This window comes from Salinivibrio sp. ML290 (assembly GCF_001995695.1).
Classification (GTDB): Bacteria; Pseudomonadota; Gammaproteobacteria; order Enterobacterales; family Vibrionaceae; genus Salinivibrio; species Salinivibrio siamensis.
The window spans coordinates 60,454-82,718 of the sequence record NZ_MUEY01000010.1 but is presented as its reverse complement, the minus strand read 5'-3'; the positions used below and the strand labels follow the sequence as shown (position 1 = coordinate 82,718).

General features: G+C 50.4%; 19 protein-coding genes. 8 read left to right on the top strand and 11 right to left on the bottom strand.

From position 1 onward, the window contains the following. Window positions 1-16: 16 nt before the first annotated feature. From BZG23_RS10705 to BZG23_RS10690, 4 genes are all read left to right on the top strand, one after another. Window positions 17-748, top strand: coding sequence for a DsbA family protein (locus BZG23_RS10705; protein ID WP_077606905.1), 732 nt, complete (start codon window positions 17-19; stop codon window positions 746-748). Between the two features lie 119 nt (window positions 749-867). Further along, entirely contained in the window at window positions 868-1,827 is a 960-nt protein-coding gene (dusC, locus tag BZG23_RS10700) for a tRNA dihydrouridine(16) synthase DusC (RefSeq protein WP_077606904.1), read from the top strand. Between the two features lie 29 nt (window positions 1,828-1,856). After that, a complete protein-coding gene (locus BZG23_RS10695) occupies window positions 1,857-2,495 on the top strand; it encodes an SEC-C metal-binding domain-containing protein (RefSeq protein ID WP_077606903.1) in 639 nt (212 codons plus the stop codon). 4 nt (window positions 2,496-2,499) lie between these two features. Then, window positions 2,500-3,006 (top strand): (deoxy)nucleoside triphosphate pyrophosphohydrolase, encoded by a 507-nt coding sequence (locus tag BZG23_RS10690; protein WP_077606902.1) that lies wholly within the window; start codon window positions 2,500-2,502, stop codon window positions 3,004-3,006. Here BZG23_RS10690 and dsbB read toward each other — a convergent pair. Then, on the bottom strand, window positions 2,972-3,511 hold the full coding sequence (gene dsbB / locus BZG23_RS10685; protein WP_077606901.1) for a disulfide bond formation protein DsbB: 540 nt from the start codon (window positions 3,509-3,511) through the stop codon (window positions 2,972-2,974). The two genes, BZG23_RS10690 and dsbB, sit on opposite strands and share 35 nt — an antisense overlap. A gap of 88 nt (window positions 3,512-3,599) precedes the next feature. Next, on the bottom strand, window positions 3,600-5,180 hold the full coding sequence (gene nhaB, locus BZG23_RS10680) for a Na(+)/H(+) antiporter NhaB (protein ID WP_077606927.1): 1,581 nt from the start codon (window positions 5,178-5,180) through the stop codon (window positions 3,600-3,602). A 405-nt stretch (window positions 5,181-5,585) separates the two neighbouring features. Here nhaB and fadR point away from each other — a divergent pair, with 405 nt between their 5' ends. Then, window positions 5,586-6,437, top strand: a complete 852-nt coding sequence (fadR, locus tag BZG23_RS10670; RefSeq protein ID WP_046075282.1) for a fatty acid metabolism transcriptional regulator FadR — start codon at window positions 5,586-5,588, stop codon at window positions 6,435-6,437. Window positions 6,438-6,523: 86 nt separating this feature from the next. On the opposite strand, the gene BZG23_RS10665 is transcribed toward fadR, so the two are convergent. Genes BZG23_RS10665 through BZG23_RS10655 form a run of 3 tightly spaced genes read right to left on the bottom strand, consistent with a single transcriptional unit; the run spans window position 6,524 to window position 11,352 of the window. Beyond that, window positions 6,524-8,071 (bottom strand): SpoVR family protein, encoded by a 1,548-nt coding sequence (locus tag BZG23_RS10665; protein WP_046075283.1) that lies wholly within the window; start codon window positions 8,069-8,071, stop codon window positions 6,524-6,526. A 41-nt stretch (window positions 8,072-8,112) separates the two neighbouring features. Further along, window positions 8,113-9,384, bottom strand: a complete 1,272-nt coding sequence (locus tag BZG23_RS10660) for a YeaH/YhbH family protein (protein ID WP_077606899.1) — start codon at window positions 9,382-9,384, stop codon at window positions 8,113-8,115. Between the two features lie 33 nt (window positions 9,385-9,417). Beyond that, complete coding sequence (locus BZG23_RS10655) at window positions 9,418-11,352, bottom strand: PrkA family serine protein kinase (protein ID WP_046075285.1); 1,935 nt, start codon at window positions 11,350-11,352, stop codon at window positions 9,418-9,420. A 276-nt stretch (window positions 11,353-11,628) separates the two neighbouring features. Between BZG23_RS10655 and BZG23_RS10650 the strand changes: the two genes are divergently transcribed. After that, window positions 11,629-12,387 carry a MipA/OmpV family protein gene (locus BZG23_RS10650; RefSeq protein ID WP_046075286.1) on the top strand — a complete coding sequence of 253 codons (759 nt, stop codon included), beginning with the start codon at window positions 11,629-11,631 and terminating at the stop codon, window positions 12,385-12,387. 52 nt (window positions 12,388-12,439) lie between these two features. Here BZG23_RS10650 and BZG23_RS10645 read toward each other — a convergent pair whose 3' ends face one another. The 3 genes from BZG23_RS10645 to BZG23_RS10635 form a co-directional block, all read right to left on the bottom strand. Beyond that, window positions 12,440-13,324: a D-hexose-6-phosphate mutarotase gene (locus BZG23_RS10645; RefSeq protein ID WP_077606898.1), complete on the bottom strand. Its 885-nt coding sequence runs from the start codon at window positions 13,322-13,324 to the stop codon at window positions 12,440-12,442. 138 nt (window positions 13,325-13,462) lie between these two features. After that, window positions 13,463-14,458 carry a type I glyceraldehyde-3-phosphate dehydrogenase gene (gap, locus tag BZG23_RS10640; RefSeq protein WP_046075288.1) on the bottom strand — a complete coding sequence of 332 codons (996 nt, stop codon included), beginning with the start codon at window positions 14,456-14,458 and terminating at the stop codon, window positions 13,463-13,465. Between the two features lie 360 nt (window positions 14,459-14,818). Next, window positions 14,819-15,685 (bottom strand): DUF2989 domain-containing protein, encoded by an 867-nt coding sequence (locus BZG23_RS10635; RefSeq protein ID WP_077606897.1) that lies wholly within the window; start codon window positions 15,683-15,685, stop codon window positions 14,819-14,821. 153 nt (window positions 15,686-15,838) lie between these two features. On the opposite strand from BZG23_RS10635, the gene BZG23_RS10630 reads away from it, so the two are divergent. Further along, window positions 15,839-16,135: a YeaC family protein gene (locus BZG23_RS10630; RefSeq protein ID WP_046075290.1), complete on the top strand. Its 297-nt coding sequence runs from the start codon at window positions 15,839-15,841 to the stop codon at window positions 16,133-16,135. A gap of 61 nt (window positions 16,136-16,196) precedes the next feature. Here BZG23_RS10630 and BZG23_RS10625 read toward each other — a convergent pair whose 3' ends face one another. The 3 genes from BZG23_RS10625 to sppA form a co-directional block, all read right to left on the bottom strand. Then, window positions 16,197-16,859, bottom strand: a complete 663-nt coding sequence (locus BZG23_RS10625) for a glutathione S-transferase family protein (protein WP_046075291.1) — start codon at window positions 16,857-16,859, stop codon at window positions 16,197-16,199. A gap of 122 nt (window positions 16,860-16,981) precedes the next feature. Continuing rightward, window positions 16,982-17,995 carry an asparaginase gene (gene ansA, locus BZG23_RS10620; protein ID WP_046075464.1) on the bottom strand — a complete coding sequence of 338 codons (1,014 nt, stop codon included), beginning with the start codon at window positions 17,993-17,995 and terminating at the stop codon, window positions 16,982-16,984. 131 nt (window positions 17,996-18,126) lie between these two features. Continuing rightward, entirely contained in the window at window positions 18,127-20,016 is a 1,890-nt protein-coding gene (gene sppA / locus BZG23_RS10615; RefSeq protein WP_077606896.1) for a signal peptide peptidase SppA, read from the bottom strand. 215 nt (window positions 20,017-20,231) lie between these two features. On the opposite strand from sppA, the gene BZG23_RS10610 reads away from it, so the two are divergent. Then, entirely contained in the window at window positions 20,232-22,244 is a 2,013-nt protein-coding gene (locus tag BZG23_RS10610) for an NADPH-dependent 2,4-dienoyl-CoA reductase (protein WP_077606895.1), read from the top strand. Window positions 22,245-22,265 lie beyond the last annotated feature (21 nt).

The following is a 22,265-nucleotide window of genomic DNA, read 5'->3' as shown; positions in this document are numbered from 1 at the left end:
ATCAAAAGGAAACCCAATGTCCTTATCTCGCTATATCGCCCCTCTTTGGGCTCTACTGCTTCTGGCTCTTCCTGTCAGCGCGAATGCGTTGTCTGATACTGAGCAAGCGCAACTGGATGAAATTGTCAGCTTGTTAGAAGAAAACCCTAAACTGATCGCCAATCTCAACCAGAGCTTGCAAAAGTTTGTGGAACAACAAAAGACGTTAAAGGAAAACCTTGCTGCACGCCGAGACTGGTTTGAATCGGACACCCACAGCTGGATTGGTGCAGAGAACCCTGAAGTCACCGTGGTGAACTTTATGGATTACAACTGCCCATACTGTAAAAAACTGGAAGAAGAATTGCAGAAACTGGTGGCCGCGCATGACGATGTCAAGGTGATTAATATTGCTGTACCACTCAAACAGCAGAGTATCGAATCGCTCGGCACTAATTCCGCGGTGTATGCGATGAACGTGTGGCTAGAACAGCCACAGACATTTGCGCAGGTCCATGAATTATTGATGAAAAAGCGCGGTATGCATGATGCGCGCTCGTTAGAGAAAATCGCGCAGAAAACCGGTACCGAAGCATTGCTTGCCGGCAAAGAAATGACCGGAAAAGCGGTCGCAGAGAACTATCGCGCGTTTGTTGAGCTAGGGCTAAGAGGTACGCCCGCGATGATCATTGGCGATCAGGTCGCGCCCGGCTATTTGCCGTACCCACAGCTCGAAGCCATGGTTGAAGCGGCGAGAGCTGAAGGCTAAGCCCTTATCGGCGTCGCTAATGCGTTGAAAGCCAGTCCTATTGCGACTGGCTTTTTTTGTTAGCTGCGCTTTGGTGGAAAAGCTGGCAAAATAGCGCGCCTTAACGGTAAAGGTACGGCATGAGTCACACGAATTATCAATTCCCACGCATTGTATTAGGCCCGATGGAAGGTGTCCTGGACCCCTTAATGCGCAAGCTGCTCACGGAGATTAATCACTACAGCCTCTGTGTCACTGAGTTTGTGCGCGTGGTTGACCAACGCTTGCCGGAAAAAGTCTTTCATCGCTTTTGTCCTGAGTTAGCGCATGGGGGCACCACGACGGCGGGGACCCCGGTTCGTGTACAGCTATTGGGCCAAGATCCAACGGCGATGGCGAGCAATGCCGTCCGTGCGATCCAACTTGGCTCGCAAGGCATTGATATCAATTTTGGTTGTCCGTCGAAAACGGTGAATGGCAACCGTGGGGGCGCGGCGTTGCTCAAAACCCCAGAGCACATGTTTGATGTGGTTAAAGCGGTGCGCGATACGGTGGATCCTGCCTATACGGTGAGCGCCAAAATACGTCTTGGCTTTAATGATCTTGATGATTACTTGTTCATTGCCGAGGCCGTGGCAAAGGCAGGCGCTGATGAGTTAGTGGTTCACGGACGTACCAAGCGCGATGGTTACAAAGCGGGTACCATTCGTTGGGATTTAATTGCTGACATTAATCAACACGTGCCCATCCCAGTCACGGCCAATGGCGATATTTGGCACCGTGAGGATGCACTGCGCTGCCAAGCAATGACCGGCTGCGATACCTTAATGGTGTGCCGTGGGGCGTTAAACATGCCCAATCTGGGTCAGCATATCCGTGATGGCGTTGCACCGATGCCTTGGCCTGCGGTGCTAGCATTGCTGGTTCGCTATACCGATCAAGAACGCCAAGGTGATAAGGCGCAGTATTTCCCCAACCGCATCAAGCAATGGTTCAAGTATTTGCGCCAATATTATCCCCAGGCTGATGCCTGCTTTAAGGTGATTCGCGTTCTTAATCGCGCCGATGAGATAGTGCGTGCACTCGATAAAGCACGTTAACAAACAGAATTGATGACACAGGAAAGCTTATGTCAACACTAGTGACGCTCTCTGAGCACTGGGACGGTATGCCTGCCAGCTTTGTGGAAGGTGCACTGCTGGCCGCGAACATTTGTCCGGCTCCTTTAGACCCTGACACTTGGCTGTCGGTATTAGTGACCGCTGGGGTAGAAGACGACGAGGAGGCGGCCGGTCTCCATCCAGACGATAAACAGTCAGTGCTGGCGCACCTCGAGCAGCAATATCACGCCTTGATGCGTAATGATTATGTATTGCCGGATAGCTTAATGTTGTCGATGCGCGGTGAGCACGCCCAAGCTTTCGCCGAGGGTTTTTTAGCGGTGTGGCCCTATGTTGAGCCATACTGGCACGATGTGAGCATGAATGATGGCAGTCGCCGGATGTTATCCGCCTTAGTCACTAGCATGCTGCTGCTACACGATGAAGCAGGCACGTTAGCGCAGATGAAAGAGGTTGGCATTGATGTTGAGCCGGGCCAATATATGGATCAACTGGATTTAATGATCCAAGACGTGGCGAAAGCGGCGGATGAAGCACAACAAGGCACGCATGGTGCGCACCAGGTTAACCCATTTAAGTCGATAGGTCGCAACGATCCTTGCCCATGTGGCAGTGGTGCCAAGTTCAAAAAGTGCTGTGGGCGTTAATGACATGAAATCGTTAAAACAATCCTCGCCAATACGTGTTGTGGCCGGCGTTGCCATGCGCGACAAGCAAGTGCTGGTGGCCCAACGGCAGCCAGATGCGCAGTTTATTAGTTGGTGGGAATTTCCCGGCGGCAAAGTCGAGCAAGGCGAGACTGACCAGCAGGCTCTCAAACGCGAGTGGCGTGAAGAATTTGGGGTAGAGATCCATGTCGGGGCACCGATTGTGGAAACCGAATTCGATTACGGCGACAAGGTGATCTTATTGTGCAGTTTTTGGTGTGACATCCTTGATGGACCGCCCGTGCTACACCAACATCAGGCCATCTATTGGAGTGAGCCTCATCGCCTTGATGCTGGGGTTTTTAGTGGCGCAGATCGCCCTTTAATCAAGGTGCTTTGTGAGCGGTTCAACCACGTCGCAAGGAGCGAAAGCGCCGATGAAGTCGACGCTATCTTACACGATCCGTCACCCGCCATTATGAAAAAATGCGGCGTGGGGGGCGGCCAATAAACTGGGCAATTACCACTAGCGTCCAGACAACTAACATCGCGGAAAAGATCCCCACTAGCCATTGGGGCATCGACCAGCCTAGCCACTGCCACACCACTTTGCTGCAATCACCGTAGGCTTCAAAGACGGATGGCAGCCATTGGTTGAGTGGCGCCCAAGTCGGGAAGTTCACCGCCACATCGCAGGTGGCACCGAATAGTTGGTTCGGATCAGGAAATTGATAACTGACGTGCTCTAATGAGAGCTTGAGCGCCCACCCAGCTGTGACGCCATAGCCAAGCAAGCCGAGAGTACGCCAAAAAGGGTCGTTGGGCGCGATTAAACCCAGCAAGGCAGCCACGCCAATTCCAAATAGGGCAACGCGTTCATAAATACACATCACACAAGGTGCCAGCCCTTGATAATGTTGAAAGTAAAGCGCGGTGGCTTCCAGCCCCACAACGCATAGAAGCAACAACAGCCAGGACGCTCGGCTGCGAGAAAACTGGTTTAAGGCGCGCCACATAACTCACTCCTGATAAAAAACAAGGCCCTATATTGAGAGCCTTGCTATTCAATCGTTTGTTGAGACGAAGGTCAATGATAGAAGTGCGTTAGTGAGTGCTCGGTATGGCTTGCTGGCCCATATGGATGGTTTCGGAAATCCAACCTTGGTGTAGCATCCACTCGGTAGCGGGCACCAAGAAAAACTCAATGCCAATCACGCCCAATACGCCCATGACAATGGTATAAGGCAAAGCCATATATACCATGCGCCCGTAAGAAAGGCGTAGCAGCGGCGCGAGGGTTGAGGTGAGTAAGAATAAGAAAGCCGCTTGGCCATTGGGCGTGGCGACCGAGGGTAAGTTGGTACCTGTGTTAATCGCAACGGCTAACATATCGAACTGCTCGCGGCCAATCACGCCATTGAGCAGGGCGGTTTTCACCTCGTTGATATACACGGTGCCGACAAACACGTTATCTGACACCATAGAAAGCAGGCCATTGGCGATATAAAACATGGTCAATTGCAAATGCCCGTCCAGTGACAACACGAGATCAATCACCGGTTTAAATAAGTGCTGGTCAATGATTACTGCGACCACAGAGAAAAAGACCGCCAATAGCGCGGTGAATGGCAGCGCTTCTTCAAAGGCTTTACCGATATGGTGCTCATCGACGACGCCCGTAAACGCGGTGGCAAGGATAATGATACTTAAGCCAATTAAACCGACGGCGGCCAAATGTAAAGCCAATGCAGTGATCAGCCAAACAGCAATGAGTGCTTGTACCACCAACTTGGCGACATCCTGTGGTGTGCGTTTGGCCCGCTGTGCGTTATCGTATCCCACCAAAATTTTTAATACGTTTTGCGGTAGGTGTGCGCCATAGCCAAATAAGCCAAACTTTTCGACAAGGGCACAGGTCAGCAAGCCGGCAAAGAAAACCGGTAGCGTGACCGGAGACATGCGTAAAATAAACTCGCCAAAATGCCAGCCAGCTTGGTCAGCTATGATCAGGTTTTGCGGCTCGCCGACCATGGTCATTACCCCGCCTAGTGCGGTACCCACGCCGGCATGCATTAGTAGGCTGCGCAAAAACGCTCGATAGTTTTCCAAATCGTTGCGACTAAGCTCGTCGCTTAAGCTTTCATCCGAGGTATGATCATGGTTAGCTCCGAACTCTTTTCCGGACGCGACGCGGTGGTAAATGGAGTAAAAGCCCACGGCGACACTGATCACCACGGCAATCACGGTTAAGGCATCCAAAAAGGCAGAGAGCGCCGCCGCCGCGCCACAAAAGGCCAATGATAAGGCGATTTTCGATCGGATGCCCAACAGGATTTTGGTGAAAATAAACAGCAGTAGCTGTTTCATAAAATAGATCCCGGCCACCATAAAGACGAGGAGTAGCAGAACCTCAACGTTGGCCACTAATTCATGTTTGACTTGTGCGGGACTGGTCATGCCGATGGCGACCGCTTCAATCGCTAATAAGCCACCGGGTTGCAGCGGGTAGCATTTCAGAGCCATCGCGAGGGTGAAAATAAACTCGACCACCAGTAGCCAGCCAGCGATAAAAGGGTCGATCGCGAAAACAATTGGGTTAAGGATCAAAAAGCCAACAATGGCTAGTTTGTACCAATTAGGTGCTTTGCCGAGAAAATTCTTAAGAAACGCAGTTCTGAGTGTCATGGTCTTCGCCATAGTGAAAGTCTCATTGTTATCTATGCCTACCTAGTGCGCGGATGGGCGAGTAACGTGCACCGACACAAACGCCCAATCGGCGAATGGATGCATGGGCACAGTAAGAGGGTGACAGATATCAGTGACGAAGGGTTATCGGGACGCATGGTTCACAATGCGTGGATGGATAGCTTCGTCACGCATAAGTGTGCGCTAGTTTGCCTCAGACATATTTTGTTACATCTTGTATGGGTTAGTTTTGCGATTTATGCCCAGTTTTTCATTGATCTGGTACAAAAAGATAGCAGATGTCACGCGATATCCGGTGATCTCACTCAGCGGTTTCTGCTGATGGCGTCTGGTGGTATGATGAGTTATTAATCAGAGCAAGAAGCAAATTGGAATTTAGATTCAATGGTTATAAAGGCGGATAGCCCAGCAACATTTGCTGAAAAATATATAATTGAAAGTATTTGGAATAATCACTTTCCTAAAGGCTCCATTTTACCTGCAGAGCGTGAACTGTCTGAACTGATTGGGGTCACTCGCACCACCTTACGTGAAGTGTTGCAGCGCCTGGCGCGTGATGGCTGGTTAACCATTCAACATGGCAAACCAACACGCGTAAATGATTATATGCGTACATCAGGACTGAGCATTCTTGATACGCTGGTCACCCTAGAGGGGCAAGATGTGCATGGTGTGCTTGAGGACTTACTCGCGGCGCGCACCGACATCAGTGGCGTGTACATGCGTTATGCAGCGAAAAACCGAGCTGATGACTGCTTAAACCTTATTGACCATGTGATTAAACGTTGTGAGCAAGTGCTTGAGTGCGAAAGCTTTGAGCAGTTCTTGGGACTTATCGATGAACAAGGTGAAGTCTTAAAAGACGTTAAAAAGATCCAGGACAAATACGGTAAGCAAGATCCCGCCTTGTGCGAGCGCATTTGTATGGGGCGCGCGTTTAATCACTTTGACTATCGTTTGTTCCAAGGGATGGCGCATTTTTCTGGCAACAAGGTGTATGTGTTAACCATTAATGGCATGCGTCAGATTTATTCGCGTGTGGGCGGATATTACTTTATGGATCGCCGCGCCTGTGAAAATGCATTGAGCTTTTACAATGACTTACGTGATATGATAGCCAATAATCAGCACCCAATGATTGGCGATCGAGTCAAACAATACGGACGTGAGTGCGGTGGCTTGTGGTTTAGTAACCGTGAAACAATTGCGGCACATATGGCTGAAGAAGAAGCCTAACGCGATCCAATGAGTGAAACCATGTGTATAAGAAAAGCCGCCATGCTGATGACCATGGCGGCTTTTTTATGGATGGCTCGACAAGGTTAGTGGCTGCCCATCAAGATGTCAGGATCAAACTGCGGCCGCTTGGGGCAGCTACTCAGTATTTTTCCGCGTCCTTCACTGGTTTCCTCTTCGAGGATCACTTCAAACCCCCACAGCCGATGGACGTGCTTGAGCACCTCTTCATAAGACTTCGCGAGTGGGATCCGGTTATGAGGGACATAGCGAAGCGTGAGTGAACGGTTGCCACGTAAATCGACATCGAAGACTTGAATATTCGGTTCGCGATTACTGAGATTGTACTGCGCGGAGAGATCTTCACGTAATTGGCGATAACCTTGTTCATTATGAATACTGGTCACTTCAATGTAGCTTTGCCGGTCATCGTCATTGACGGCAAAAAACTTCATATCCCGCATCACTTTAGGCGAGAGAAACTGACTGATGAAACTTTCATCTTTAAAGTTGGCCATCGCAAAATGAACGGTGTCGAGCCAGTCTTTCCCGGCGATATCGGGAAACCAGTACTTATCCTCCTCAGTGGGATTTTCGCAAATGCGACGAATATCTTGGAACATGGCAAACCCGAGTGCGTAGGGGTTAATGCCGGAATAGAACTGACTGTTGTAAGGCGGTTGTGCCACCACATTGGTGTGGCTATGTAAAAACTCCATAATAAAGCTATCAGTCACCAGCCCCTCATCATAAAGGTGATTCAGGATGGTGTAGTGCCAAAATGTCGCCCAGCCTTCGTTCATCACCTGAGTTTGCTTTTGCGGGTAAAAATACTGGCTGACCTTGCGCACTATCCGCACGATTTCTCGCTGCCATGGCTCAAGCAGTGGAGAGTGCTTTTCAAAAAAATACAACAGGTTCTCTTGTGGCTCGGCAGGGAAACGGCGTTTTTCTTCTTCTTGCTCTTTTTGGCCACTCGGGATGGTACGCCAGAGTTCATTGACTTGCGTTTGCAGGTAGTCTTCTCGGGCTTTTTGGCGTGCTTTTTCTTCGGCAAGAGAGATCTTTTGTGGCCGCTTATAGCGATCGACCCCATAGTTCATCAGGGCATGGCAGGAATCGATCAGGTTTTCTACTTCTGCCAGGCCGTACTTTTCTTCACATTCACTGATGTAATTTTTTGCAAACAGCAGGTAATCAATAATGGAGCCTGCGTCTGTCCAAGTTTGAAACAGGTAATTGCCTTTGAAAAAGGAATTATGGCCATAACAGGCGTGTGCCATCACCAGCGCTTGCATGGTGATGGTGTTTTCTTCCATCAAATAAGAAATACACGGATTGGAGTTAATCACTATCTCGTACGCGAGCCCCATGTACCCGTGTTTGTAGTTGCGTTCGGTCTCGATAAATTTTTTACCAAACGACCAATGATTGTAATTGATGGGCATCCCGACGCTTGAGTAAGCATCCATCATTTGCTCAGCGGCAATGATTTCGATTTGGTTTGGATAAGTATCCAGCTTGTAGTGTTCAGCGACGCGTTTGATTTCCTTGTGATACTGCTCGAGCAGGTCAAAGGTCCAATCGGGTCCATCATGAAGTGGAGTGTTACGTTTACCTTTGGTGACAGCCATACCATGTCTCCCTGATAAAATACGTCTATGCCGGTATGGCGTCAGGCTTCGACCTGACGCTTAAACAATTCGCGGAACACGGGGAAAATTTCCTCCGCTGAGCGAATATTTTGCATTGCAAAGTTGTCATGGCTTTGCGCCAACGCCTCATATTCACGCCACAGTGTTTGATGCGCGCGGCGGGTGATTTCGATATAGGCGTAATAACGGCTGACCGGCAACAGAGTGTTTTGCAGTAGTTCTCGGCAACCGGGTGAGTCATCGGCCCAATTATCGCCATCCGAGGCTTGTGCCGCATAGACGTTCCATTCTGTCGGGTCATACCTATCTTTGATGATTTCATCCATCAGCCGCAGGGCACTGGATACAATTGTGCCGCCGGTCTCCTGTGAGTAAAAAAACTCGTGCTCATCGACTTCTTTCGCCTGCGTGTGGTGGCGAATAAAGACCACTTCCACGTTTTTATAGGTGCGTGTAAGGAAAAGATAAAGCAGGATATAAAACCGTTTCGCGATATCTTTGGTCGCTTGATCCATCGAGCCGGACACATCCATTAAGCAAAACATCACGGCTTGGCTACTTGGCTGTGGCCGCTTTTCGTAGTTTTTATACCGTAAGTCAAAGGTATCGATGAACGGAACCGCGGCGATTTTGCGCTTCAATGCCGTGATTTCTTCTTCGAGTCGTTTCACTTCAAGCGGTTGTGCAGGCTCGGCCTCGCGCACGCGCTCAAGCGCCTCTTCAAGCTCTGCCAGCTCTCGGCGTTTGCCGGCTGACATCGCCGTGCGTCGTGCCAGTGAGTTTTGTAGTGAACGTACAATGGCAATATTCGAGGGCACCCCATTTGAGGTGTACCCCGCGCGATGCGTTTTGTACTCCACCATTTTATTCATTTGGTTTTTCTTCAGGTTCGGAAGCTCAAGATCCTCGAACAAGAGATCCAAATATTCGTCTTTTGATATTTGAAAGACGAACTCATCTTGACCTTCGCCATCAGGACTGGCTTGTCCTTCTCCGGCACCGCCCCCTTCGCCACCAGGGGGACGAGCGATACGATCCCCTGGGCTAAACTGATCATTACCAGGGTGGACAGCATCACGCTGTCCCCCTTTGCCTTGGTGGAAAGTCGGTTCACGGATGTCACGAGAAGGGATAGAAATATCCTCTCCGCTTTCAACATCCGTGATCGAGCGGTTGTTGACGGCGTCAGCAATGGACTCTTTAATTTGCCGCTTGTGTCGGCGTAAAAAGCGTTGTCGATTGRCAGTGCTTTTATTTTTGCCATTGAGACGACGATCAATAAAATGCGCCATATCTCTCTCCCGTCATCTGCGTCAGCCCGAGGGCTACGATGATTTACGCACGCGCAAATACCACTCTGCGAGCAAGCGAACTTGCTTGCGGGTATAGCCTTTTTCCATCATACGAGCGACAAAGTCGTCGTGTTTCTTCTGCTCTTCGCTCGACGTTTTGGTATTGAAGGAAATCACTGGAAGCAAATCTTCGGTATTGGAGAACATTTTCTTCTCAATGACGGTTTTCAACTTCTCATAGCTGGTCCAAGCTGGGTTTTTGCCTTCGTTATTGGCACGTGCGCGGAGGACAAAGTTGACGATTTCGTTGCGGAAATCTTTTGGATTACTGATACCAGCGGGCTTCTCGATTTTTTCCAGTTCCGCATTGAGCGCCGAGCGGTCAAACAACTGGCCAGTATCTGGATCGCGAAACTCTTGGTCTTGAATCCAGAAATCAGCATAGGTGACATAGCGGTCAAAAATATTTTGCCCGTACTCTGAGTAGGACTCGAGATACGCGGTTTGAATTTCTTTGCCGATAAACTCGATATATTTGGGGATCAAGTAGCCTTTGAGGTGCTCAAGATAGCGTTCAGCGATCTCTTGCGGAAACTGCTCACGTTCAATTTGCTGTTCCAGCACATAAAAAAGATGCACGGGGTTTGCGGCGACTTCTGCGTGGTCAAAGTTAAAGACTCGCGACAAGATCTTGAACGCAAAGCGTGTCGAGAGCCCGTCCATCCCTTCATCGACCCCAGCAAAATCGCGATACTCCTGATAGGACTTGGCTTTGGGATCCGTATCTTTCAAGGTTTCACCATCATACACGCGCATTTTTGAATAAATGCTAGAGTTTTCAGGATCTTTTAGCCGTGAAAGCACAGAGAAGCGTGCCAATATATCCAGTGTGCTGGGTGAGCAAGGTGCATGGCGTAGCTCACTGGAAGACAGTAGCTTATTGTAGATTCGAATTTCGTCTGACACGCGCAAGCAATAGGGCACTTTGACGATATAGACACGGTCGAGGAAGGCTTCGTTGTTTTTGTTGTTGCGGAACGATTGCCACTCGGACTCGTTTGAGTGTGCGAGAATGATGCCATCAAATGGCAGAGCCGATAGGCCTTCTGTCCCGTTATAGTTGCCTTCTTGGGTGGCGGTCAATAACGGGTGGAGCACCTTTATAGGCGCCTTGAACATTTCGACGAACTCCATCATCCCTTGGTTGGCGCGACACAGCGCACCAGAGTAGGAGTAGGCATCAGGATCGTCTTGTGAATAGTGTTCAAGCTGACGGATATCAACTTTACCCACCAGTGAAGAAATATCTTGGTTGTTTTCATCCCCAGGTTCTGTTTTGGCCACCCCGACTTGGTTGAGAATCGATGGGCGCAGTTTCACCACTTTAAACTGGCTAATGTCCCCACCAAACTCTTTCAACCGCTTCGCCGCCCAAGGTGACATAATATGGCGAATATAACGATGGGGAATATCGTACTCTTTCTCGAGTAGATGGCCGTCTTCTTCGGCATCAAACAGACAAAATGGGTGATCGTTCACTGGACTACGCTCGCCGTTCGCCGTCAGCACGTAGATAGGCATTTGCTGCATCAAGCTTTTCAGTTTTTCAGCCAAGGACGACTTACCGCCCCCGACCGGGCCCAGCAAATAGAGAATTTGTTTACGCTCTTCCAACCCTTGGGCGGCGTGCTTGAGGTAAGAGACGATTTGCTCAATCGAGTCTTCCATGCCATAAAAGTCTTCAAAGGTTTTATAGCGGGAAATCACTCGGTTGGAAAAAATACGGCTGAGTCGAGGATCAAGCGAGGTATCAATCTTTTCAGGTTCGCCAATTGCCATCAGCAAACGCTCTGCCGCGTTGGCATACGCGCCGCGATCCTCTCGGCAAAGATCCAAGAATTCCTGAAGGCTCATTTCCTCGTCTTTCGCTTCTTCGTAACGCTGACGATAGTGATCGAAAATAGTCATGGTCCTGCCCCCTAAATCGTCTAATAACTCAAAAAGAAAAGGTGCAAAATTGGCTGAATGGTCCCTTTCCTTTTAATAAGGTTAGACCTGATTTGCCGATTTTGCGTGAAAGAATTGTTTGTTTTTTCGATAATTTTTGTTGCCGTATCCGTACACTTGTCTTGTCAAGATATTGACAGCTGGCGTTCAAGCGAGTGAGGTATGCTAACGGTGATAGTTTTACCCGTTAGGGCGATTAGGCTGACGGTTGCCAGCCGTCAAACAAGAAGGGAATAGATGATGAACATAGCGAGAGAAACGGCTTGGGTCGCTTGCGCCTTTATGCTAGCCACCGGCAGTGCTTACGCGGAGACGCGTGTTTCTGCTGGTGTGATAGGCGCATTTTCACCTCAGGTCTATAAAGACACGGATACCGACCCGCTTGTGGTCCCCACGGTCAATGTTGATACCGACCATTTTTATTTTCGCGGGCTGACGGCAGGTGCAAGGCTAGCCCCGAAAGATTCAACACACAATCTTGTTTTATCAGCGACCTATGATCCACGCCGTTTTGACCCCGCCGATACCGATGATCCGCAACTGAGCCAGCTCGACAAACGTGATACGTCGATTGTGGCGGCGTTAGCTTATCAGTACCACTCGCCGATAGGTCGTTTCCAGGTGCTGGCTGGGGAAGGCGTCACGCATGACAGAGACGGGGTGTATGGCGAAGTAAGCTGGAAATATGGCTTTAATCACGCTCGTTGGGGCGTATCACCGGAAGTGGGTTACTCCTATAACAGCCATGAGCTCAATCAGCACTTGTATGGGATCAGCGAAGACGAAGCGGCACGGTCGGGGTTATCTGCTTATGAGCCGGGCTCGGCTGGCCATTATTTTATTGGTGCCAGTGGTTATTTTATGCTGACCGAGCGTATTCAGCTAATGGGTGGTGTGCGCTACACCAATTTGGATGATGATATTGCCGATAGCCCAATGGTGGATCAATCTACCGCCGCGTCGGGTTACTTGGGGGTAAACTATATTTTTATGTAGTTTTACCCATTAAAACAGGCCGCTTGGGTGTAAAGCGGCCTGTGACGCGCGCTTAGCTTGAGTGGCGCTCATCCATTAACCGGGTTGCTAACGTGTAGCTTTGTCCTGGATGGACAACTTGTGTGGGCTGTTCAATCGCCGCTTCAACACAGACAAATTTGAGGTATCCGTTATCGTCCATATCCGCCATCTGAATGGACGCCGCTTGGCCTGGATTCCAGACGACGGCGCTCGTTGCCCCTTGGTTGTTGACCTTGAGACGGCGGTTTCCCACTGGATCGGTTAAGGTGAGGGTGTCGTTAGCCCCCGTATAAATCCTATCAACTGGCTCCTCGAAGGTCACTTTCCCCGTCGCTGGCATGGCGTTGCCTGCCGCAAAGTTGTCAAGATACTGACAACCGAGCCCTTCCACGTTGGCTTGCTCGCTATCTTCTACCGCAAGGTAGCTGTGCAAGGCGCCACCCATGGTCCAAGGGCGTTGGTCTGTATTGGTCACGGTTAGGGCGATGTCGGCGTGATGAGTGAGCGTAAAGGTCACTGTCGCCTGAAAACAATGTGGCCATAGTGCTCGCGAAGCGTCTGAGTCGGATAACTGCAGTTGAATGGTGACGCCTTTCGCTGTTTCTTCAATGTTCGCTAACTGCCACATTTGACGACGAGCAAAGCCATGAGAAGGTTGCCCGGTGTGACCAAACCATGGCCAGCAAATGGGTACACCACCTCGTAAGGGGGTGTTGGCATCATAGATAGCGTTATCACTCATCCAAGTCAGTGACTTTTCACCTGCAGGAGCAAACGTGATGAGGTGTCCGCCGAATAGGCTAATAGTGGCTGAACACGCAGGGTGAGTAACACGAAGAATCGGAACGGACTGGCGATAGCACAGATCGACAGATGCAGAAAGTTGACGCTCAACATGCAGAGTGGGAGAAGTCATAGCCTGATCCTCTTGGGTAAGTGTTCCTTAATCAGTTATCGAAGACACGTTCACAGAAAGCGTGGTCCCGAGCCATGGGGCCTGATAAACAAAAGGCGGCCAATGGCCGCCTTTACGTTGGATAGGGTTACATGCGCATTACTTAGCGATGTGTGCAACCAGATCCAATACTTTGTTTGAGTAGCCGATTTCGTTGTCGTACCAAGAAACCACTTTCACGAAGTTGTCAGTCAGTGCGATACCTGCTTTGGCATCAAATACTGATGTTTGTACTTCGCCGATGAAGTCTTGAGAAACCACGGCATCTTCGGTGTAACCTAGAACACCTTTCAGCTCACCTTCAGACGCTTCTTTCATCGCCGCACAGATTTGGTCGTAAGACGCTGCTTTGTCAAGGTTTACAGTCAGGTCAACAACAGACACGTTGGCAGTTGGTACGCGGAACGCCATACCAGTCAGTTTGCCGTCTAGTACTGGCAATACTTTACCAACCGCTTTTGCAGCACCGGTTGAAGATGGGATGATGTTCTGAGAAGCACCACGGCCGCCGCGCCAGTCTTTCGCAGACGGACCATCAACGGTTTTTTGCGTCGCAGTCGTGGCGTGAACGGTGGTCATCAGGCCAGATACGATACCGAACTTGTCGTTCAATACTTTCGCGACAGGTGCTAGGCAGTTGGTGGTGCAAGAAGCGTTAGAAACGATGTCTTGACCCGCGTAGTCGTTGTGGTTAACACCCATAACGAACATTGGCGTCGCATCTTTAGATGGGCCGGTTAGAACCACTTTCTTCGCACCCGCTTGGATGTGTTGACGTGCGGTTTCGTCAGTTAGGAAGATACCGGTTGCTTCAGCAACAACGTCAACACCCACTTCATCCCACTTAAGGTCTGCTGGGTTGCGCTCTGCAGTGACGCGTACGGTTTTACCGTTAACGATAAGGTTACCACCTTCTACTTCAACTGTGCCGTTGAAGCGACCGTGGGTTGAATCGTACTTCAGCATGTAAGCCATGTACTCAACGTCGATAAGATCGTTGATTGCTACCACGTCGATGTCGTTACGCTCGACAGATGCACGGAATACGAAACGGCCGATACGGCCAAAACCGTTAATACCTACTTTGATAGTCATTATGTTGCTCCACAACTTAATTTCTAGTGAGATGAAACTGGTAGTAAAATTACAGAATAGGACCCCGCCATGCAAGGGTAATCGCAGCCAAAATTGTTTAAAGTCAAAAAAAAGTACGGATTTTTTTTACATCGCCTAAACATTTGACGCCCTTGCGGCCATGTCTGTATGCGCGTTAACCGCGAGCGATTAACGCATCGGCTGCAGACACGGAGCGACTGCTGGTAATTGTTAGCGTAGAAGTAGAACCGCGATCGTGAAAGTTAAACTGGTATGACAAGCGATAGTCGGGAACAAAGGCGGCCTCATCCGTGCAGCATGCGGGTACAAGGGCTGCACGGAAGTGGTGAGGCTAGCTGTCTACGAGGATGCTTGAGTCTCTTTGTCGATTGCTTGTAGCAAGGTTGCTTCGAACTCACCGTCTTCGATGGCGGCGGCGATCTCGAACGCCAGACGTTGTAGCGATTTTTGCTGCTGCTCTGTCAACGGATAGAGCCGAGCGAGGCGATCACCGCGCGCAATCGGAAGATTGTAACTTTCCCCCACTTTTGCCCACAAGTAAGCATGTTCAAAGCGTTTTAGCGCATGATTAGTGGTCGCCAGTGACTTAATTGCTTCTGGGATCACCTCTTTGCGAACCGTGTCATTGTCACCGTCATAAAGCGACAATGCATGGAGTAGGATCTCTACCGTTTTCGCTTTGTTGCGTGACACATAATAGGTGGCAAGTCCGAGCTGCAATTGTGGCGTTTCGAGGTGGCGTGTTCCCTCTAGCTTTAAAAACTGTGGTAACGCACTGTTATCGCCTTGAGACCAGCGATAGTAAATCACGGGCGGTTGGTAAGATTCTTTCAGTTCGTTTTCTAGTCGCTCAATGGCGTCGTAAGCATGATATACCGCCTCGGTACGCTTAGTTTTGCGTTCTTTTAAGGTGGTGGGCTCAATTTCTGCCACCAGTTCCATGCAGCGCAGGTAGACTTTGGTTTGTTTAAGCTCGGCCAGCTTGTTCATATCGGTGGGGTTTTGATAGACAGATAAGCGATCGAAAATCAAATCAGAGCGCTCAAATCGGCATTGCCCATCACCGGTGTTCAGTCCTGCACATAGCTCTGGGTGGGTTTCGCAGACTTGATTCGTGGTCGGTTCACCTTCACAGCCGGCGAGTAGCAGTAAACTCGCAATCAGACCCAATGGGTAAAAACAACGCGTGAGTAATCGTAAATCCATGGTTTATCGTATCCTGAGTCAGTTGCGATGAGTATACGTGATCTTTGAGTGTAGTTGATGGTCTAAAGCGTGATAAAGCGCACTGAACCAAGCATGCCGTCCACCCACCAAGTTCAGGCATAATAGTCTAATGAGGATCGCCAAGAGGTAATCATGGATATTGAACAAGTGTTAAAGGCAATGACGCCTGAAGTATATGATCGGTTGTGCTATGCCGTGGAGACGGGCAAATGGCCAGACGGTACCAGCTTGAACCAAGCGCAACGCGACCAAGCCTTGCAAGCCGTTATGTTGTATCAATCACGTCACAACAGCCAGCCCCAACACATGACCGTCGCGAAAGGGGGCAATGTGACGTGGAAATCGAAAGCGGAACTGAAGCGTGAATTCGCTCGTCCAGACGAAGCTCGGATTGAGGTTACGACTCAGGACAGTCACACAAAGCACTAGCGATCAGCGATCACGGCGATGGCCGCATCTATCATTGAATCGGCCATTAGCGTGCTGATACCTAGATCGTCGCTAGGCTAATCGGGCTGGCGAAAAACGGCGTCAATTGATGATTTTCTTCCTGCGCATAGGCATTGAACAAAGGGTGTTGGTCGAGGGCTGAGAGGTAATCACTCAGTGCGGCGAATCGGTCGTCCAGCACCAATCCTGCCATTTTTGCGCAACGAAACAGACTCCACACACTGATACTCGCCATCGTCACTGTCTGGGTGGGCATTGCCTTTACCTGCTCACCTAAATATTGGCAGCATGCGGGTAATGTTTGCAGGGCTTGGTTCACCGCTTGGTGATCCACCGTTTTGTCTAAAATATGCCCGCGTACTACCCGCTGATAAAACAAGGTATCTGTGATTAAGGGATCAAGCTGATAGCGACAAAACCATTCAATCCAGCGAATCTCGGCGCGATGGGTGGGGTTACCGGGATAAAGCAGCGGATCAGGATAGGCATCATCTAGGTAGGCCGTAATCACTGTGTCTTGGTAAATGGTATGTGATGCTTCGGCGAGCGCGACCACCGTTTGCATCGGTGGGTGATGAATGACACGTTCATGCGCCTCAAAGGGCGAGGTAGGCGCGAGTTGATAGGTGAGATGTTTCAATCTCAATGCGAGTGCGATCTTCCTTGTATGCGGCGACAATGAGTCACCATGTAATACCCTCATTTTGCGCTCCTTTGAGTGGCAACCAATATAAAATGATTGGCTCTGTCTATACGTTAGCAAATAAAAACGCCGGCAACCTTGCCGGCGTCACACACTGAGTGATTTGCTTGGATAGCAACGCATCAGTAATAGCTGAGTTCACCGCGGAGATCTTTTTGTACCAAGGTACGTAGGGTCTCAAACGGCAAGGACTGACTAAGCAGGAAATGAAGCTTAGCCAACGCCGCTTCTGGCGTCATGTCGTAGCCGCTCAATACGCCAGCGTCAGCCAATGCACAGCCTGTGGCATAACCGCCCATATTCACGCGTCCCGCCAAACACTGGGTCAAGTTAAGCACCAAGACGCCACGATCGGTGGCTTGTTTGAGCAAGTCCAGTAGTTCGGGCTGCTGGGGCGCATTGCCCACCCCAAAGGTTAACAAAATCATGGCATTGACCGGCTGCTTGAGTGCGTTTTTCACCACATCGGGAGAGATGCCGGGGTACATCATGATCACCGCAACCGGTTGATCATTGATGGTATGCACTTTAAAAGGGCCGACGGATGGCTGGTTAAGCTTATCTGCTTTTACCTCGATATGAATGCCGGCTTCAAGCAGCGCGGGTAGGTTGGGCGAGGTAAAGGCATTAAAGCCATCGGCATGGGACTTGGTACTGCGATTGCCACGTAATAACTGGTTATTGAAAAACAAGGTCACTTCATTGACCGGATAATTGGCCGCAATATGAAGTGCATTTAATAGATTGGCTTGCCCATCTGAGCGTAACTCTGCGATCGGAATTTGCGAGCCGGTCACGATCACTGGCTTTTCTAGGTTTTCAAGCATGAACGACAGGGCTGACGCGGTGTAAGCCATGGTGTCGGTACCATGTAAGATCACAAAGCCATCGTACTGATGATAATTCTCGCCAATATCGTCCGCAATCCGTTGCCAATCCGTTGGCGTCATATCCGATGAATCAATGAGTGGTTCGTACTCATGAATAGTAAAAAGCGGCATTTCTGGACGATGGAATTCGGGCATTTTCTCCAATTGTTGTTGAAGAAAACCTGACACAGGGACATACCCATGATCGGATTTTTGCATACCGATCGTGCCACCTGTGTAAGCGATATAAATGTGTTTACGTTCCATCATGTCAAATCTGCATTAAATGAGCGTGGGCACAGTATACATGTAACGATTACATCGATAACACCGAGCGGCACACAGAATAGAAGAAAAACAGGAAAAAGCCCTGACTGTATGGTCAGGGCTAGTCGATTTTATTGATACTGACAGTTCAAGCAGAATAAGTAACGCCCTTGCGGGTCGTTAAATTTTTCCAACAAGGTCAATGACTGCCACTGTGGTGACGACGCCAGTTGTTGCGCTATCGATGGCATGTTCGCCTGGACCGTCTTACCAAGCGCACTCGCACTTCGTCCGAGCATGTCATTAATAAACTGCTCGAAGGGTGTGAGTGGCTGCTGCATCCAATCGAGCTGGTAGCTCTCAATGCCAGCGAGTTCGGCAGCGGTTGATACCGCATCGTCAAAGTCACCTAACTTATCCACTAGGCCGAGATTCAATGCGTCTTGTCCCGTCCAGACGCGGCCTTGCGCGACCTGATCGGCTTGTTCCATCGACATGTTACGGTGGTTACTGACAACGGAGAGGAAGCGGTGATAGCCGTGCTCGATGCCGAGTTGCATGATTTCTCCTACCTCATCAGGGAGAGCGCGAGTCAGCCCCACTCCGGCAAACGGGGTGGTGCCCACACCATCCGACTGGATACCCAAATCATCTAGCGTGTTCTCAAAGGTAGTGAATAGGCTAAAAATACCAATTGAACCAGTGATCGTCGTCGGTTGAGCTATGATTTGGTCGGCACTGGCCGATAGCCAATATCCACCGGAGGCGGCGACGCTTGACATGGAAACCACCACGGGTTTGCCTGCCTCACGCAATGCATCCACCTCATTACGAATGACTTCAGAGGCGAAAGCGCTGCCTCCCGGGCTATCAACACGTAGCACCACGGCTTTAACACTGTTGTCTAGGCGCGCATCGCGAAGCAAGGCTGCGGTGGTATCCCCCCCCACCGTACCCGGGCGTTGTTGCCCGTCCATGATGGGGCCGCTGGCGACGACGACGGCAATGTTATTGTTGCCTGGCAAGCTAAACCCATTTTGTATCTTCGGCAGGTAATCGTAATAACCTGTGTATTCAAAGCTGTCTTTGCCATCGCTCCCGAACGTCTCGGCGAGATAGCGACGGATTTGCTGGCGTGTCATTAACTTATCAACGATTCCCACGTCTTTAGATAATGCGGCGAAGTCACCTTCGAAACGGCGTAATCGAGTGAGGAGTTGCTCAGCGCTGGGAGACAGCATATCGGCTTGGATACCGCGGTTCTCCGCGACATCGCGCACATAAGCATCCCACAGCTGAGATAGCCAGGCTTGATTCGCCTCGCGGGCGGGATCAGACATGTTGTTGCGCGTGTAAGGCTCAACAAACGATTTATACGTCCCCACACGGAACACATGGGTAGAGACATCCAATTTATCGAGTAAGTCCTTCCAGTAAAGGTTGTAGCTGCCATAGCCTTGCAGCATCACCATGCCATCAGGTGACATCAACACTTCATCGGCATAGCTGGCCAAATAGTACTGGCTTTGGCTATAGGTGCCGCCGATGGCAATCACGGGTTTGCCACTCTCTTTAAACGTATTGATGGCTTTGGCGATATACCTCAGCTTGGTCAAGCTGGTGGACGGCATGTCGCCTAGGCTGAGTACAATCCCATTGATCTGCTCGTCGGTGGCGGCATGGCGTATGGTGTCGACAATGTCAAACAACACATTTTCACTTTCAACCGGCTGGCCGAGCGCGTTGCGCGACAGCGTATCAATTGGGCTAAGCCGTTGACGCTGTTCAACAATCGGGCCATCAATATTCAGCAAAAGCGCGCGTGGCTCGGGATCAGACTGTGCCACCTTCACGGACTCTGCCTCTTTTTTGGGCGTTAGGGGTGTTTCTGAGGTGAGCGCAAAGTAGATGGCAACAATCACGCCTATGAAAAGGACGTTTAACAAAAGCTGCCGCGCGAAACTGAGCGCACGCCACAGCCATTTAAAAAGGGATGCAATAAAGCGGAACAGTTTTTTCATACTTGAGTCCATCGGTGCATGTCGCTGATATCCTAGCTGATCAGAGCCAAGAGCGATAGGTGCTAGCGATTGTCGATATACGCTAATACTGGGTGAAAGTCCTACCTAGATCATAAATCGCGACACCATGTTGCTAACTTGTAAACGAATGTTTGAAATCACGTATCTGTCAGCGCTATAGTCTGGTCAGACCACAAACAATAAGTGAGCAAGCAATGGAACAGCACCCTTATCCCCACATGCTAGCCCCACTCGACCTTGGGTTTACCACCCTAAAAAATCGGGTCCTAATGGGCTCTATGCATACTGGGCTTGAAGAAGCAAACGATGGTTTTAAAAAGCTAGCGGCCTTCTACGCCGAGCGTGCGAAAGGCGATGTAGGGTTGATTGTCACAGGTGGCTTCTCGCCCAATTTTCGCGGTCGCTTGACCCCATTTAGCGCGCAATTTAGCTCCGGACGCGCGGCACGTGCACACCGTGCCATCACTGAAGCGGTCCATGCCAATGGCGGGAAAATTGCGCTTCAGCTTCTGCATGCGGGGCGTTATGCCTTTCATCCTTTCGCGCAAAGTGCGTCAGCCATTCGCGCGCCTATCAGTAAATTCACCCCATTTGAAATGAGCGAGCGGGCGATTTGGCGCACGATTAAAGCCTTTGCTCGCAGTGCCGCGCTCGCCCGAGAAGCGGGCTATGATGGCGTCGAGATCATGGGATCGGAAGGATACCTCATTAACCAATTTTTCTGTCACCGCGCTAATCGTCGGTATGACCAGTGGGGCGGGGCGGTTGAAAATCGAATGCGCTTTGCCGTTGAAGTGATGCGTGCGGTCCGTCAGGCTGCTGGCGACGACTTTATCGTGATATTCCGCCTATCGATGCTGGACTTGGTCGAGCAAGGCAATACCTTCGAGGATGTGGTTGCCTTAGCCAAAGGCCTTGAACAAGCGGGCGTGACCATTATCAACACGGGGATCGGTTGGCATGAAGCGCGCGTGCCCACCATCGCCACCCAGGTACCACGTGGTGCGTTTAGCTGGGTGACCGAAAAACTTAAAGGTGAAGTGTCGGTGCCCTTGGTCACTTGTAACCGCATTAATACACCGGAGGTCGCCGAATCGATTTTGGCGAGCGGGCAGGCGGACATGGTATCGATGGCTCGGCCATTTTTGGCCGATGCGGAGTTTGTTGCCAAAGCTAAGGCGGGACAGCCGGATGACATCAATACGTGTATTGCTTGTAACCAAGCCTGCTTAGATCACGTGTTCAAAGGAAAACGGGCAAGCTGCCTGGTGAACCCGAAAGCCTGTTACGAAACGGAACTGGTGGCGACGCCTGTTCGGCAAGTGAAACGAGTAGCGGTGATTGGGGGAGGCATGGCAGGGATTAGCTGTGCCACCGAAGCGGCTGAGCGGGGTCATGACGTGACCTTATTCGAAAAGTCGGATCGTCTAGGCGGGCAATTTAATTTGGCGATGGCCATTCCAGGAAAAGAAGAGTTTAAAGAAACCATTCGCTATTACCTTCGAAGGCTAGAAAAAGCGGGGGTGACGGTGACACTCAATCAGTCTGTGGATGTCGACGCCTTGCGCGAATTCGACGACATTGTTATCGCAACAGGCGTCAAACCGCGTCGCCCCGCGATTGAAGGTATCGACCATCCAAAAGTGATTGATTACCAAACGTTTATTCGCGAGAAGCCAGCCCTTGGCAGCCATGTTGCCATCATTGGTGCTGGAGGCATTGGGGTCGATGTTGCCACCATGATCACCGAGCCCAGCGATCAAAGCTTGGATGATTGGCTTAAAGAGTGGGGCATTGATAAAACCATAAGCCACGAAGGCGGCTTGTATCCTGGCCATGATACCCATAGCGATAAGCAGGTGTGGGTGCTACAGCGCCGCGAGGGACGTGTTGGCAAAGGGCCGGGCAAAACCACTGGCTGGATCCATCGTAAAACTTTGCAAAAACGGGGTGTGAATCTTGTAGGAGGGGTGACCTATCACAAAATTGATGATGAGGGGCTGCACGTCAGTATCAAAGATGAGGCGCACTTGATTCCTGCCACTGAGATCATCTTGTGTGCAGGGCAAGAGTCCGTTAACCAGCTCGCTGAGCAGTTGGATGAGGCGAAGGTGTCTTACCATTTGATTGGCGGCGCAGAGCATGCGGGCGAATTGGACGCGAAACGCGCGATTCGCCAAGGGATTGAAACGGCGTTGGCACTCTAAATCCATACACATTGCACGATT